Origin of the sequence: Streptomyces sp. NPDC004435 (assembly GCF_042873895.1) — a bacterium.
In the GTDB taxonomy this organism is placed as follows: Bacteria; Actinomycetota; Actinomycetes; order Streptomycetales; family Streptomycetaceae; genus Streptomyces.
The window spans coordinates 84,355-97,528 of record NZ_JBIAMB010000026.1 but is presented as its reverse complement, the minus strand read 5'-3'; the positions used below and the strand labels follow the sequence as shown (position 1 = coordinate 97,528).

The window sequence follows — 13,174 nt, the reverse complement described above, 5'->3', positions numbered from 1 at the left end:
CTCAGCTCCCCGTCGGTCGGACGAGACCGGCCGCGGTGCGGACCAGGATGCAGACGTCCTGCCAGAGCGACCAGTGGTCGATGTAGTGGTTGTCGAAGCGGCAGCGGTCCTCGATCGAGGTGTCGCCGCGCAGACCGTTCACCTGCGCCAGACCGGTGAGCCCGACCGGCATCCGGTGACGGGTCGCGTACCCGGCGTGGATCTTGCTGAACTGGGCGACGAAGTACGGGCGTTCGGGTCGCGGCCCGACCAGGCTCATGTCGCCGCGGAGCACGTTCCACAGCTGCGGCAGCTCGTCCAGCGAGGACTTCCGCAGGAAGCCCCCCGCCGCGCTCATCCGCCGGTCCCCGGCCACGTTCCACCGGGTCGCGGACTCCGTCTCGTCGGACGGCCGGAGCGTACGGAACTTCAGCAGCGTGAAGTGGCGCCCGTGCTGCCCCACCCGCTCCTGCCGGAACAGCACCCCCGGCCCGTCCGAGAGCCGCACCGCCAGCGCGCACACCGCGAGCACCGGCAGCGCGAGCGCCAGCGCCGGACCGGCCAGCGCGATGTCCAGCGCTCGCTTGGCCAGCGCCCCGCGCCGCTCGGTCACCGGGATCAGCCGGCGGCGGGCGTACCCCCACACGTGCTCGCCCATCGGCCCCTCGTACCGCTCCCCGCCGACCCGCCAGGTCACACAGCCGTAGTGCTGGAAGAGCGTCACCAGCTCCGGCTCGTCCCCGAGGAACACCGCCTCGCGGACCGTGTTCTGGATGACCGCCCGGCGGATCTCCTCCGCCGTCGTCAGCAGCGGCAGCCCCGGCTCCACCGGGCGCTGCTCACCGACCGTCCCGTCCGGCAGCCCGACCACGCCGACCGGCCGCATCCCGTACTCGGGGTGCTGGAGCGCGGCCGCCGCGAACCTGCGCGCCGCCGTCGGCGGGCCGACCACCAGCGCGGACCGCGGCCGCTCGCGGGCGATCCGCCGCCCGCGCGCGAGCAGCACCGCCCGCAGCACGGCCGCCACCCCGACGTGCACGGCGTACGCCCCGCACAGCCGCAGCGGTCCGATCGCCAGATCGTGCGACCAGGCCGCGGCGGCCGCCGCGGCCACGCACCACACCACCCCGGCCCGGGAGGCCAGCGCGGGCAGCTCGTCGAGCAGCCGGACGTGCGCGGCCGGCCGGTACAGCCCGCCGTGCCCGTCCAGGACGAGCAGCAGCGCGAGGACCGGCAGCAGCAGCCGCGGATCCTGATGGGCGGGGCCGAGCAGCGCGGCACCGGCGAGCACGGCGAGGCAGTCGACGGCCCGCAGCCCCGTCGCACCCGGACCCGGCGCGGACGCCGCCCGCGGGCGCGGCAGCGCCGGCCGGCGGGACCGCCCCCGGCGGGGGGCGAGCGTGGCGGGCCCGAACGCCGGGCCGGCGACCGGCCACGGGCCGGCAGAGGAGGGAACGCTGGTACTTTCCGTGGTCACTGCGCAATCGGCTCTCTGTGTTCGGGGCCCCGCACGCCGGCCAGCTCGCGGTAGATCTCCGCGACGGCCGCGCCGGTGCGCCGCACATCGAAACTGCTGAGGACGTGCTCGTGGGCCTCGCGGCCCAGGCGGTGCCGCAACTCCGGCCTGCCGAGAAGGCGGCCGAGAGCGGCGGCGAGGGCGGCCGGGTCCTCGGACGGGACCAGGCACGAAACTTCATGACCGGGCGGCAGGCTCTCGCGCGCCCCGTCGACATCGGTGACGACGACCGGCCGGCCCGCCGCCATCGCCTCCAGCGGCGCCAGCGCCATGCCCTCCCAGCGGGACGGCAGCACGACGACGTCCGCCGCCCGGTACCAGGGAACGGTGTCGCCGACGGCGCCGGTGAACCGCACCGAGGGCCCGGCGGCGGCGCGCAGCCGCTCGCCGTCCGGCCCGTCGCCGACCAGCACCAGACGCGCGTCCGGCACCTCGGCGAGGACCGCGGGCCAGGCGGCGAGCAGCACGTCCTGGCCCTTCTGCCGGCAGAGCCGGCCCACGCACACCACGGTCGGCGCCGGGTTCCCGGCCGGCCCGTCGGTCGCGAACCGCGCCACGTCCACGCCGTTGTGCACCACCGACCAGGACGCCTCGACCCCGGCCGCCTCGCCGGTACGCCGCTCCGCCCCGCTCACGCACAGGATCCGGTCGGTCCAGCGGGCGCCGAACCGCTCCCAGCCGCGGGCCAGTTCGGCGGTGGTGCCGGTGACGGCCTCGAAGGACCAGGCGTGCGGCTGGTACACGGTGGGGATCCGGCCGCGCACCGCGAGCCGGGCGCACAGGCCCGCCTTCGCCGAGTGCGCGTGGACGATCCCGGGCCGCACGGCCCGGACCACCCGGGCCAGTTCACGGGTCTCGCGGACGAGCGAGGGGCCGGGGTCGCGGCCGGCCCGCCAGTCGTGGACCTCGGCGCCCTCGGCGCGCAGCTCCGCGGCGAGCGCGGTGCCGGGCGGACAGGCGGTCACGGGGCGCAGCCCGGCGGCGCGCTGGGCGCGCACCAGGTCGACGACGACCCGGGCGACGCCGCCGTCGCCGGGCTGGACCGCGTGCAGGACGGTGACGGACCCGGGGTCCGCCTCGACAGTGCCCACGTCAGCGCCGCACGTCCGCCTGCAGGAAGAGCGCACCGAGCCAGACGGTGTCCTCGCGGCTGCCGAGCCGGACGTGGACACGGTCGGCTCCTTGGCGCAGCGCCCCCCGCAGATCGAAGATGTCGGAGTCGTACCCCAGGGTGTTCCCGGCGGCCGGGAAGCGCGTGCTCCCGGCCTCGCCGAATTCCGTGATGCTGGAGTTCAGGACGTCGTTCACGGAATTGGCGGAATCACCGATCGAAGTGACCTTCTGACGGCTCGTCCGCACCTGGAGGTAATCCCCGGAAGTTCCCCGGTCACCGTCATAGGCGACGACTCCGAGCCGCCCCTCGGCGCCCTTCGGATAACGGTGCCGGTCGAGGACGACGCGCAGCTCTCCGGAGCGCGGGCCGACCGTCTCGAAGCCGTCCCAGACGCTCAGCCGGCGCAACGGCTCGTCCGCCTTCTCGTACGCGGCCACCAGCGTCCAGCCGCCCCAGCCGCCCACCGCGCTGCGGCCCATGGCGACGTTCACCTGCGCGACCGTCCACTGTCCGGGCGTGGCCCACCGGACCAGCTCGGTCACGTCGGCGGACGCCTGGAAGGCGTCGGCCCCTTCGGCCGTGCGGTGCCCGACGAGGGTGTCGGCGAGGACCGCCTTGTACTGCCCGCCGGGCTCCGCGACCAGCACCCGCCCGTTGTCCTTCGGCGGCTTCTGCTCGCCGACCCGCAGGTTGCCGCCCCAGTACAGCCGGGCCCAGGCGACCCGGGCGCCCTCCGGCACCCGCAGCTCGGCACGGCTGGAGTTGTACGTGTCGGGGTTGTCGTCGACGTCGACGTAGCCGATCGCCGCCCCGTCGTTGGCCGTCTCGGTGCCCTTGCCGCCCTTCGCCGAGGCGTTGGCGGCGCGCACGATCCCGCCGTGCAGTTCGGCCTGGTAGCGCGCGGCGAAGGGGACGCGGGCCGCCTCCTCCGGCACGGGCGCGGCGGCGGCGGAGGCGAGCGCCGGCGCGGCGGCCAGCACCGCGCACGTCAGGGCACCCGACACGCCGCGACGCACGGCAAGAACCGCTGAATTCCGCATACAGGTTCTCCGCTTTGATGAGAGGAGGAAGGGAAGACCCGCGAAGACCGGGGGAGGGGAAGGTGTCGTCCGCACGAAATGGGTGAACGCGCGGCGGGCCCGGAAGCAACGTTCGGGAACGTTATAACCCCGGCGCGGAGCGATAGTAAGCATTAGATGCTCGGAAACGCTAACTCCCGTATCCGTGCGGCAGGTTCCTCGTTGTGCGTGTTGCGCCATTCCCAGGGCCGTCGCCCGAATGGCCCTCCGGTGGGCCAAAGATCGGTTGAACGTCACCCGTTCGGGAGAGCAACCGATGGAAATCCGGGGCGTTGTTGAGGGAGCCGGGCCGAACAGTCCGCGCAGTCCGAGTTGGAATTCGATCGAGGAGAACTTCTCCATGTCCCGTATCGCGAAGGCCGTTGTTCTGACCGTGGGTGCCGCCGCCGCCGTCGCCGGTGCCGCCGGTGCCGCCGCCGCCGACTCCATCGCCGAGGGCGCCGCCGTGAAGTCCCCCGGTGTCGGCTCCGGCAACGTCGTGCAGGTCCCGGTCCACGTGCCGGTCAACGTGTGCGGCAACACCGTGAGCGTCATCGGCGCGCTGAACCCCACCTTCGGCAACGCCTGCGTCAACGCCTGATCTCGCACGTCGGATCGGTCCTTCCGAAGCCGGTGCGCCCACCTCGACGGGGTGGGCGCACCGGCTTTTCCCTTGTGTCCACTGGGTCGGTACTCGTTCGGACGCACCCCCGTGTGCGCCGCCCGGTGCAACGGCGTACGCCCCTCGGAGGGACAGGCCGGAGGAAGGATTCACTCGAACGGAGGCGTGGCGCTCAGTAGTTCTGCGGTTGCGGAGGGCTATACCCGCAGGCACGGTGGGAGAGCAGTTGTCCGACGCATAAGGAAAAGGAACACATATGCGTCCCCTGGCTTCACGCCGTCTCACCGCCCTGGCGATATCCGCCGCCTTCACCCTCGGCACGGCGGGATCCGCCGTCGCCGACGAGCTCCCCCCGTCCCCCGCGGCCGACCGTGCCGCCCACGCCCCGCTGCCCGACGCGGCCGCCCTGCTGGCCCAGACCAAGGCCCTCGGTGACGTCGGAGGGGTGACGACCCCCGTGACCGAACTCGTCACGGCGGCCCTGGAGGCCGACGACGGCCGGCTCCCCGCGGCCGACGCCGAGGCCCTCAAGGCCGAGATCCAGGCCGCCGTCGACCGCGCGAAGGCGACTGCCCCGGCCCCGCTGCCGGAGACCCCGGCCGCCCCGCCGACCGTGGAGACCCCGGCGGCCCCACCCGCCGTCGACGTCCCGGTCACCCCGCCCGCCGTGGAGACCCCGGTCGCACTCCCCGTGGCTCCGCCGGTCTCTGTGCCCGTCGTGGCCGGGGCCAAGGCCGCGCAGGCCGCGCCCGCCGACCTGGTGGACGACGCCCTCGCCTCCGTGGAGCAGGCCGTCGCCGGCCTGGTCGCCGCCGTCACCTCCGGAGGCGCCGCCGGAGTCGTCCCGCAGGTCACGGCCGCGCTGACCTCCCTGGTCAACCTCGCCGTCGCCACCGTGCTCGGCAGCGGCCTGCCCGCACCGGACCTGGCCGGGCTGCCCGCGCTGCCCTCGCTCCCGGTGGCGGCGCCCGAGCTGCCCGTGGCTCCGCCGGCCGAGGTTCCGGAGCTCCCCGCCGTCGCCCCGGTGGAGCCTCCGGTGGCCGCGCCCGAGCTCCCCGTGCCGCTGCCGCTCCCCGTCGACTGACGCGCGAGCGCACCCCCGCCCCGTACCGGTCCGGCCTCCCGCCGGGCCGGTACGGGCATGCGCGGGTCCGGTCATCCGAACATCACACCGGTCCCCTTCGATCGGGTGCAGTGTCGAGAAATCCTTCCTTCTGGAGTTTCCGGGGAGCGCACCCCTCGTTACAGAAGAGAAAGCGCGTACAGGAATTCCCCAAGAACCCTGTACGGAACGCGAGTTGAAAGTACAGAGGAAGGATTCTCCTGATGAAGCCCACCAAGGTCGCCGCGGTCGTCGCCGGTTCGCTCATGGCCCTCGGAGCCGCCGCCCCCGCCATGGCCGCCGAGGCGATGACCCCGACCAGCCTCAACGGCGGCCTGGAGGCGATCGCCGCCAACGGACTGAAGTCGGACGTCCTCAGCAGCACCACCGAGGGTTCCCCGGTCAAGGCCGTCACCGACACCGCCACCCAGCTCAACCAGACCGGCAAGGGCCTCCCGCTGATCGGCGGCCTGCCGGCGAGCCCGCTCGGCGGCTGATCGAATGATTTTCTGACCGGTCGCCGTGTGGCCTGAGCTCCACACGGTGCGCCGCTCCCTACTCTCTGGACCGTCCCCACGCGAACGTCGGCGGGGACTCGGCCGGGCGGAGCGAGGGGGGATCCTCGCCGGTCTCTCCCTTTCTCCCGAGGAAGAGCGGTATGCGGTCCATCATCAACAGGAAAGTACTCACGGCGGCGGCGGCGACCGGCATTCTGTCGCTGACCGGCGGCCTCGCACTGGCCGCGAGCGCGCACCCCGGTACGGGCGACTCCCCGGGACCGGGCAACGGGCAGGCCCACGCCCCGCTCCCGCCCGAACTCTGCGGCGCGAGCATGGACCTGGGCGGCTACGTGGCGTCGGCCGTCGGAGACCTCTGCGCCCACACGGCGGAGGACCCCGACGGCGGCTACGGCGAGGAGCCCACCCCGACGCACCCGCCCACCAAACCGCCCACCAAGCCCCCGACGAAGCCTCCGACGCACCCGCCGACGAAGCCGCCGACGACTCCGCCCACGAAGCCGCCGACGACCCCGCCGACCAAGCCGCCGACGAAGCCCCCCACCAAGCCGCCCACCAAGCCTCCGACGAAGCCGCCGACGACTCCGCCCACGAAGCCGCCGACGACCCCGCCGACCAAGCCCCCCACGAAGCCTCCGACCAAGCCCCCCACGAAGCCTCCGACCAAGCCCCCCACGAAGCCTCCGACCAAGCCCCCCACGAAGCCTCCGACGAAGCCCCCGACCAAGCCTCCGACGCACCCGCCCACCAAGCCGCCCACCACGTCCCCGCCCACCACGCCGCCGTGGGAGTGCGAGGAGCCGAAGCCGGGCTGTGAGCCGACCAAGCCGCCCACCAAGCCGCCGCACGGTGGTCCCGGCAAGCCCGAACTCCCCGACACGGGCAGTGATCCCGCGCTGTGGGGAGCGGCCGCCGTCAGCGCCGCCCTCATCATCGGCGGCACCGTCGTCCAGCTCCGCGGCGGACGCCTCGTCCGCAACCGCCGCCACTGACGCGCCGACGCGGTTGACGTGACGTCAACCGAGGCCCCCGCCCTGACCGGCGGGGGCCTTCGGCATTGCTGCACACGGGGGAACGCGCCGCGACGTTTCGGCCAAGAGACTCGTTCACACGTCATGACTCTGCGCTCCCAGGCCGGCATGGGCCTCCTCATGACCGCGCTCGCCTCCGCCGCCATGGCCGTCCCGGCCTCCGCCGTCGAGGCCCCGGTGGTCGTCCCCCTCCAGGGCCTCGAACCGGTCCTGCCGATGGACGCCCCCACCGTCGCGACCGGCGTGCCGGTGCCCGTGCCCGGTGCCCCCACCGGTTTCCAGAAGGGCCTCGGCGCGCTGCCCGACGTGACCCTGCCGAGCGTCCCGCTCACCGGCACCCTGCCCGAGACGGTCGTGGACGCCCCGCTCCCCGAGGTCCTGGAGGGCAGCGAGCCCGGCCGGGCGCTCTTCGCCTCCCCGCACTCCGAGATGCAGGCCGCCACCCCCGGCGCCACGCTCGGCAACCCCGTCGAGGCCCCCCGCGGCAACGGCCTCGCCGGCCTGCCCGACCTCGCCCCTCCGCAGCTCGGCCTCATCGCCCCCACGCTGAGCGGCGCCCTCGACTCCCAGCTCGGCCTCGCCCCCGGACAGCGCTGACCCCCCGGAATCCCCCACCCCCCTTATTCGAAATTCCGTACGGAATCGGTCCGCGCGGGTGAAGACACGATTCTTCCCCGCTACCGCAAGGGTCTTCCGTCGTTGCACCGGAAGGCTTGTCGCATGGCCGCGGCCCGCGGTCCGGTGTGTCGCCGTCGTAATCCGACGGCGGTCGACCACCGGACCGCGGGCCATTCCCTCGCCCGCCCGCGAGGGCTCTTTTCGATTTCTCTTCTCCCGTTCGGCCCCAAAGCCGTGACCCGGCCCGTGGTAGGGCGTTGAACGGAAGTGACGGCCGTGATCCCTGCGGTCGCTCGACCCACCCAAGGAGTTCTGATGTCTCGCATCGCCAAGGCTGCCGCCGTTCTGGCCGGCACCGGTGCCGTCGCCCTCACCGGAGCCGGCCTGGCCGTCGCCGACTCGGGCGCCGAGGCCGTCGCCGCCCACTCGCCCGGTGTCGCCTCCGGCAACGTCGTCCAGGTCCCGGTGCACGTCCCGGTCAACCTCTGCGGCAACACCGTCAACGTCATCGGCCTGCTGAACCCGGCCTTCGGCAACAGCTGCGCCAACGTCGACGCCCCGCACGACAACGGCGGCTACGGCGGCTGAACCCGCCCCCGCTCCCCCGGACGTCCCCCCGACCCCACCAGGGCCGGGGGGACGTCCGCGTCCGGGGCCGTAACCGCCCCTCAGGCGTACCGGTAGATCTGGGAGTGGTCGAACAGCTCCGCCGGCGTCACGCCCCACGGCGCCATCGGCTGGTGCCGCGCCACCACCTTCCGGTACTGGGCGTCGCCCAGCGGCGGCGGCTCCGCCGGCAGGTACGCGGCCCCCGGATTGCGCTGCTGCCACCGCGACCACACCAGATCCACGAAGGAGTGGTGCAGCCAGAACACCGGATCGTTCACCGAGCCGCCGCCCAGCATCAGGCCGCCCACCCAGCGGTGCACCCGGTTGTGGATCCGGAACCGCTCGTTGCCCGAGCCCGGCGCCCACCCCTCCAGGCGGTTGCGGAAACCCGACGGGCTGGTCGAGTTCCACGGAGCCGTGTCGTACGTCCGCTCCCGCATCACCTCGTCCAGCTGGGCCGACGTCGGCAGTGCCACCGGGTCCCGCGGCCGGCCGAAGTCCCTGGTCAGATAGGAGATCTCGGTCATCGCGTGCCTGACCGTCCACTTCCCCCCGGCGTAGGCGAAGGGGCCGGTGGTCACCTGGAGGTCCGAGCGGCGTCCGTTGCCGCCCATGAAGTCCGCTGACCAGATCGACGCCGCCGGCGAGGAGTCCCGGGTCCAGTCCCAGTACGGGACCGTCACCGTCGCGTCGATCCGGCGCAGTGCCCGCTCGAACTCCAGCAGGAACTTCCGGTGCCAGGGCAGGAAACTCGGCGCCATGTGGGCGGTCCGCAGCCGGCCCGCGCCGTCGGCCGTGTAGTGGTCGATGTGCAGGCGGACGAACTCGTCGTACGTGCCCCGGCGCTTCATCTCGAGCACCGCGGCCACGAACCGTCGGCGTTCGGACGTCGTCAGGTCGCGCTGGTTCTTACGCGTGTACACCACGCGGGTTCCCTCCCGTCGGGTCGGAGTGGAGGCCGTGCCCCGCCGCGTACCGGGAGAGCGGAGCCGCCCCCGCGGCGTCCACCGCCGCGCGGACGGCGGCGACCGGGGTCGGGCAGGACGCGTAGTGGTCGAGCGGGGTCACCCAGCCGCCGTCGGCGCACCGCATCAGATGCAGCGGCCGGCCGTCCACCAGCGCCACCGGTTCACCCCCGGGACCGGTGAGGCCGCGGATCCGCCGGCCCGCGTACATCTCGTCGAAGAGGTACGGTCCGGCTTCCGGGGAGCGGGCGGCGATCCGGCCGAGGGCGCCGCCGGTGACGGCGGTGACGGCCAGCGCGAACAGCGACCGGAGGGCGACACGGCGCGGGAATGGCATCGGCGATCTCCTGGCGTCGACAAGGGGCCTCAGGGGCACAACGATGAAAACCCGTGTTCGTTGCGGCCGGGAGTTCGAGCGGGCGAATGTCGGCCGGATGAGTGAATTCGGTACGGGGAAAGGGTGGTTGCCCCACTAGCATCCCCTTCCATGACCACTCCCCACGTCCTTTCCGAGGCGCGCAGCGTCTCTCCGCTGGGTACGCTCACGGTGATTCCGTGGTCCAGCGAAGTCACCGAAGACTCCGCCGGCACGCCTTTCCTCATGGCGTATTCGCTCGGCGACGGCCGCGACGGGCCGGACGCCGGTCAGCAGGCGATGCGCACGGCCCTGGAGTCCATGGGCCTCTCCGTCGGCGACCGGCTCTTCGACCTGGAGAAGGACGCCGGGATCAGCGCAACGCTGCTCGTCGAGGCCGGCACCGCCGTGCTCACCCTGCCCTTCCTGAAGGTCCAGTGCCCGGTGCCCGACGAGTGGCAGAGCGCCGCCCGCGAGGCCGGCAAGGTCTACTTCCTCTGCTCGGTGCGCCCCTGGGCCGACGGCGTCCCCGGGCAGCCGGTGGACGAGGACCGGCTGCGCGCGTTCGTCGGCGACGAGGAGACGCTCGCGGACTGCGCCCACGTCCTGCTGCCGGTCCGGCGCGTACAGGGCTGAGCGGAAGGGGCGGCGCGATGACGACGCTCGGGGTACGGGACGGCGCGCCCGGCCGGTGGCGGGAGGACGACCCGGCGGACGCCGGCCGGAGGGCGGACGGGACGGTCGGCGCGAGCCGGGGGCTCGGCTGGCTGCTGATCGTCACCGGCGCGGCCGGGATCCTGGCCGCGTGGGTGATCACGATCGACAAGTTCAAGCTCCTGGAGGACCCGGGCTTCCAGCCGGGGTGCAGCCTGAACCCGGTCGTGTCCTGCGGGAACATCATGAAGAGCGAGCAGGCGGCGGTCTTCGGCTTCCCCAACCCGATGCTCGGTCTCGTCACCTACGGCGTCGTCGTCGCCGTCGGTGCCGGGCTCCTCGGGGGCGCCCGGCACCGGGGCTGGTTCTGGCTCGGGCTGAACGGCGGGATGCTCTTCGGCGTCGGCTTCTGCACCTGGCTGATGCAGCAGTCGCTGTACGAGATCAACGCGCTCTGCCTGTGGTGCTGCCTCGCCTGGACGGCGACCATCACCATGTTCTGGTACGTCACCGCGCACAACGTCAGGACCGGCGTGCTGCCCGCCCCGGCCGCGGTGCGCGGCTTCCTCGGCGACTTCGCCTTCGCCCTGCCCGTCCTGCACATCGGGATCATCGGGATGCTGATCCTGACCCGCTGGTGGGACTTCTGGACCGGATGACGTGACCCGGTCCTCCAGGTGGCCGCGGGCCGCACTCCCGGTGCTGCTCGCGGCCGTTCTCGCGCTTCTGCTGGTGCCCGAGCGGCTCGCGCCGGGCGAGCGGCACACCGGCGGCCGGACCGCGCCCGATCCCGTGCCGCTGCCGGACGTGCCCTCCGGCTTCTTCACCGGCTCCGACGAGGACGGGGTGCGGCGGATCTCCGGTGTGGAGGCGTGGCTCGGCGGCGGCGAGCTGCGCGTCGGGCACACCTATCTGCCGGGCGACCGGTGGTCCAACATCGAGGGGCATCCGGCGCTCTTCGCGCCCTGGGCACGCTGGAAGGCCGAGCGGCCGGGGCGGCTCTTCGTGCTCAACGTGCCGATGATGGACCGCAACGAGGCCGGACTCACCGACGCCGAGGTGCGCGCCGGGTTGCGGCGCGGCGCGGCCGGGGACTTCGACGGGCACTTCAGGACGCTGGGCGAGCGGCTGGTGGAGCACGGCCTCGGGGACGCGGTCCTGGTGCTCGGCTGGGAGATGAACGGCACCACGTACGGGCACCGCTGCGGTCCCGACCCGGCGGCCTGGAAGGCGTACTGGCGGTCGGCGGTCGGCGCGCTGCGCGGGGTGGAGGGGCAGCGCTTCCGCTTCGACTTCACGCCGAGCCGGGGCCGGGACGCGGTGCCGTGGCCGGAGTGCTACCCGGGGGACGACGTCGTCGACATCATCGGGATGGACGCCTACGACCAGCCCGCGGGGGTCACCTTCGAGGAGCAGGTGAGCGAGGAGTACGGGCTCGCGCACCACGTGGCCTTCGCCCGGGCGCACGGCAAGCCCGTCTCGTACCCCGAGTGGGGGCTCTTCCGGAACGGGGACAACCCGGCGTACGTGCGGGGGATGCTCGACTGGTTCGCCGCCTACCGGCCCGTCTACCAGACGGTGACCGACTACTGCCCGCACGGGGTGTGGGGGTGCGCGGACAATCCGCGCTCGGCCGAGGTGGTCAGGGGCGCGCTGGGAGCGCCGGCCCGGCCTTGAGGGTGTCGACGGTGCGGTGCAGCAGCGCCATCAGATCCTCGGTGAGGCCGCGCTCGGCCCAGTAGAGGGTGGCCTCGCGGAGCGCGCCGAGGACGGCCGCGGTGAAGACGCGCACCTCCAGGTCGTCGGGGGCGCGTCCGGTGCGGTCGGCGAGGGCGCGGGCGAGCCGGCGGCCGGTCTCGGCGGTGGTCTCGGTGAGCCGGGCGCGGACGGCGGGGGTGCCGGCCATCAGCCGGGCGCGGAGCCGGATCTCCTCCGGGTCGGCCTCCAGGGCGGTGCCGATCGCCTCGGTGAGGACCGCGCGGAGCGATTCGAGCGGGTCCTCGCCGGCGGGGCGGGCGCGCAGCAGGGCTTCCAGCTCGTCGTCGCGGTCGTCGGTGAGGACGATGTCCTCGCGGACGGGGAAGTAGCGGACGACGGTGGAGGGGGAGACCTCCGCCTCGGCGGCGATGCGCTCGATGGTGGCCGCCTCCCAGCCGTGGGTGGCGGCGACGCGGCGCGCGGCCCGGCGGATCGCCGCGCGGGTCCGTTCCTTCTTCCGTTCCCTCAGGCCCTTGGACATGAGGTCATTGTGCCTGCTCAGGACTGGTAGGCGACGAGCGAGATGCCGACGTAGTGGACGATGAACGCGGCCAGGGTGAGCGAGTGGAAGACCTCGTGGAAGCCGAACCAGCGCGGGGACGGGTTCGGGCGCTTCATGCCGTAGATGATCCCGCCGGCGCTGTAGAGCAGACCGCCGACGATGACGAGGACCAGGACGGCGATGCCGCCGGTCCGCATGAAGTCGGGGAGGAAGAAGACGGCGGCCCAGCCCATCGCGATGTAGCAGGGGGTGTAGAGCCAGCGGGGGGCGCCGACCCAGAAGACGCGGAAGGCGATGCCGGCGAGCGCCGCGGCCCAGACCGCCCACATGAGCGGCTTCGCGGTGGAGTCCGGGAGCAGCAGCAGGGTGAGCGGGGTGTAGGTGCCCGCGATGATCAGGAAGATGTTGGCGTGGTCGAGGCGGCGCAGGACGGCCTCGCCGCGCGGGCCCCAGTTGCCGCGGTGGTACAGCGCGCTGATGCCGAAGAGCAGGCAGGCGGTGAGGACGTAGATCCCGCAGGCGATGCGGGCGCGGGGGGAGTCCGCGAGGGCGACCAGGACCAGGCCCGCGACGATCACGGCGGGGAACATGCCCGCGTGCAGCCAGCCTCTGAGCCGTGGCTTGATCGGGAGCGACGGGGCCAGGGCGGTCGGAACGGGATCGACCGGGGTGACGTCCGGCGTGGCTGCAGTCATGACACCGAATCGTACCTACGGCCCCGTAGGTCCTCGATATGAGTGGCGATGCTCACGTGTGCACCCCCCTGGACATAT

Annotated in this window: 16 protein-coding genes; 9 read left to right on the top strand and 7 right to left on the bottom strand. The window is 73.4% G+C overall.

Annotated features, from left to right (window positions below; all coding sequences use genetic code 11):
- Position 1 precedes the first annotated feature (1 nt).
- The 3 genes from ACFYT9_RS34670 to ACFYT9_RS34660 are packed head-to-tail and all read right to left on the bottom strand — an operon-like array spanning position 2 to position 3,649.
- Positions 2 to 1,456 (bottom strand): sugar transferase, encoded by a 1,455-nt coding sequence (locus ACFYT9_RS34670; RefSeq protein WP_387272747.1) that lies wholly within the window; start codon positions 1,454 to 1,456, stop codon positions 2 to 4.
- Positions 1,453 to 2,586 (bottom strand): glycosyltransferase, encoded by a 1,134-nt coding sequence (locus ACFYT9_RS34665; RefSeq protein WP_389170039.1) that lies wholly within the window; start codon positions 2,584 to 2,586, stop codon positions 1,453 to 1,455. Before ACFYT9_RS34665 ends, ACFYT9_RS34670 begins: the two co-directional genes overlap by 4 nt.
- A gap of 1 nt (position 2,587) precedes the next feature.
- Entirely contained in the window at positions 2,588 to 3,649 is a 1,062-nt protein-coding gene (locus ACFYT9_RS34660) for a DUF3344 domain-containing protein (protein WP_389170036.1), read from the bottom strand.
- A 379-nt stretch (positions 3,650 to 4,028) separates the two neighbouring features.
- On the opposite strand from ACFYT9_RS34660, the gene ACFYT9_RS34655 reads away from it, so the two are divergent.
- From ACFYT9_RS34655 to ACFYT9_RS34630, 6 genes are all read left to right on the top strand, one after another.
- Positions 4,029 to 4,268: a chaplin gene (locus ACFYT9_RS34655; protein ID WP_360310750.1), complete on the top strand. Its 240-nt coding sequence runs from the start codon at positions 4,029 to 4,031 to the stop codon at positions 4,266 to 4,268.
- Positions 4,269 to 4,545: 277 nt separating this feature from the next.
- The gene (locus tag ACFYT9_RS34650) at positions 4,546 to 5,373 is read left to right on the top strand and encodes a hypothetical protein (RefSeq protein WP_389170033.1); all 828 of its coding nucleotides are present in this window, start codon (positions 4,546 to 4,548) and stop codon (positions 5,371 to 5,373) included.
- Between the two features lie 242 nt (positions 5,374 to 5,615).
- Entirely contained in the window at positions 5,616 to 5,888 is a 273-nt protein-coding gene (locus ACFYT9_RS34645) for a hypothetical protein (RefSeq protein ID WP_376605471.1), read from the top strand.
- 161 nt (positions 5,889 to 6,049) lie between these two features.
- The gene (locus ACFYT9_RS34640) at positions 6,050 to 6,901 is read left to right on the top strand and encodes a hypothetical protein (protein ID WP_389170030.1); all 852 of its coding nucleotides are present in this window, start codon (positions 6,050 to 6,052) and stop codon (positions 6,899 to 6,901) included.
- A 123-nt stretch (positions 6,902 to 7,024) separates the two neighbouring features.
- A complete protein-coding gene (locus ACFYT9_RS34635) occupies positions 7,025 to 7,537 on the top strand; it encodes a hypothetical protein (RefSeq protein WP_376605468.1) in 513 nt (170 codons plus the stop codon).
- Positions 7,538 to 7,873: 336 nt separating this feature from the next.
- Positions 7,874 to 8,146: a chaplin gene (locus ACFYT9_RS34630; RefSeq protein WP_387272757.1), complete on the top strand. Its 273-nt coding sequence runs from the start codon at positions 7,874 to 7,876 to the stop codon at positions 8,144 to 8,146.
- An 80-nt stretch (positions 8,147 to 8,226) separates the two neighbouring features.
- Here the strand turns inward: ACFYT9_RS34630 and ACFYT9_RS34625 are convergent, their stop codons facing one another.
- Complete coding sequence (locus ACFYT9_RS34625; protein ID WP_376597534.1) at positions 8,227 to 9,093, bottom strand: tyrosinase family protein; 867 nt, start codon at positions 9,091 to 9,093, stop codon at positions 8,227 to 8,229.
- Positions 9,077 to 9,469, bottom strand: coding sequence for a tyrosinase family oxidase copper chaperone (locus tag ACFYT9_RS34620; protein ID WP_376597536.1), 393 nt, complete (start codon positions 9,467 to 9,469; stop codon positions 9,077 to 9,079). The genes ACFYT9_RS34625 and ACFYT9_RS34620 overlap by 17 nt, the downstream gene beginning before the upstream one ends.
- 150 nt (positions 9,470 to 9,619) lie before the next feature.
- Here ACFYT9_RS34620 and ACFYT9_RS34615 point away from each other — a divergent pair, with 150 nt between their 5' ends.
- Genes ACFYT9_RS34615 through ACFYT9_RS34605 form a run of 3 tightly spaced genes read left to right on the top strand, consistent with a single transcriptional unit; the run spans position 9,620 to position 11,818 of the window.
- Positions 9,620 to 10,123 carry a DUF5949 family protein gene (locus ACFYT9_RS34615; protein WP_376597538.1) on the top strand — a complete coding sequence of 168 codons (504 nt, stop codon included), beginning with the start codon at positions 9,620 to 9,622 and terminating at the stop codon, positions 10,121 to 10,123.
- A 17-nt stretch (positions 10,124 to 10,140) separates the two neighbouring features.
- Positions 10,141 to 10,800 (top strand): vitamin K epoxide reductase family protein, encoded by a 660-nt coding sequence (locus ACFYT9_RS34610; RefSeq protein ID WP_389170027.1) that lies wholly within the window; start codon positions 10,141 to 10,143, stop codon positions 10,798 to 10,800.
- A gap of 1 nt (position 10,801) precedes the next feature.
- A complete protein-coding gene (locus ACFYT9_RS34605; protein WP_389170025.1) occupies positions 10,802 to 11,818 on the top strand; it encodes a glycoside hydrolase family 26 protein in 1,017 nt (338 codons plus the stop codon).
- Here the strand turns inward: ACFYT9_RS34605 and ACFYT9_RS34600 are convergent.
- Together ACFYT9_RS34600 and ACFYT9_RS34595 are read right to left on the bottom strand one after the other, a co-directional pair.
- Positions 11,784 to 12,380 (bottom strand): TetR family transcriptional regulator, encoded by a 597-nt coding sequence (locus ACFYT9_RS34600; RefSeq protein ID WP_376602427.1) that lies wholly within the window; start codon positions 12,378 to 12,380, stop codon positions 11,784 to 11,786. The two genes, ACFYT9_RS34605 and ACFYT9_RS34600, sit on opposite strands and share 35 nt — an antisense overlap.
- Before the next feature lie 17 nt (positions 12,381 to 12,397).
- Positions 12,398 to 13,096 carry a hemolysin III family protein gene (locus ACFYT9_RS34595; RefSeq protein WP_376602426.1) on the bottom strand — a complete coding sequence of 233 codons (699 nt, stop codon included), beginning with the start codon at positions 13,094 to 13,096 and terminating at the stop codon, positions 12,398 to 12,400.
- Between the last annotated feature and the right edge of the window lie 78 nt (positions 13,097 to 13,174).

What these genes read in the sequence shown, in the direction of transcription:
- ACFYT9_RS34645 (WP_376605471.1), top strand. Translation starts at nt 5,616, where the DNA reads ATGAAGCCCACCAAGGTCGCCGCGGTCGTCGCCGGTTCGCTCATGGCC.
- ACFYT9_RS34650 (WP_389170033.1), top strand. Translation starts at nt 4,546, where the DNA reads ATGCGTCCCCTGGCTTCACGCCGTCTCACCGCCCTGGCGATATCCGCC.
- ACFYT9_RS34660 (WP_389170036.1), bottom strand. Translation starts at nt 3,649, where the DNA reads ATGCGGAATTCAGCGGTTCTTGCCGTGCGTCGCGGCGTGTCGGGTGCC.
- ACFYT9_RS34655 (WP_360310750.1), top strand. Translation starts at nt 4,029, where the DNA reads ATGTCCCGTATCGCGAAGGCCGTTGTTCTGACCGTGGGTGCCGCCGCC.
- ACFYT9_RS34595 (WP_376602426.1), bottom strand. Translation starts at nt 13,096, where the DNA reads ATGACTGCAGCCACGCCGGACGTCACCCCGGTCGATCCCGTTCCGACC.
- ACFYT9_RS34610 (WP_389170027.1), top strand. Translation starts at nt 10,141, where the DNA reads ATGACGACGCTCGGGGTACGGGACGGCGCGCCCGGCCGGTGGCGGGAG.
- ACFYT9_RS34630 (WP_387272757.1), top strand. Translation starts at nt 7,874, where the DNA reads ATGTCTCGCATCGCCAAGGCTGCCGCCGTTCTGGCCGGCACCGGTGCC.
- ACFYT9_RS34600 (WP_376602427.1), bottom strand. Translation starts at nt 12,380, where the DNA reads ATGTCCAAGGGCCTGAGGGAACGGAAGAAGGAACGGACCCGCGCGGCG.
- ACFYT9_RS34635 (WP_376605468.1), top strand. Translation starts at nt 7,025, where the DNA reads ATGACTCTGCGCTCCCAGGCCGGCATGGGCCTCCTCATGACCGCGCTC.
- ACFYT9_RS34615 (WP_376597538.1), top strand. Translation starts at nt 9,620, where the DNA reads ATGACCACTCCCCACGTCCTTTCCGAGGCGCGCAGCGTCTCTCCGCTG.
- ACFYT9_RS34640 (WP_389170030.1), top strand. Translation starts at nt 6,050, where the DNA reads ATGCGGTCCATCATCAACAGGAAAGTACTCACGGCGGCGGCGGCGACC.
- ACFYT9_RS34620 (WP_376597536.1), bottom strand. Translation starts at nt 9,469, where the DNA reads ATGCCATTCCCGCGCCGTGTCGCCCTCCGGTCGCTGTTCGCGCTGGCC.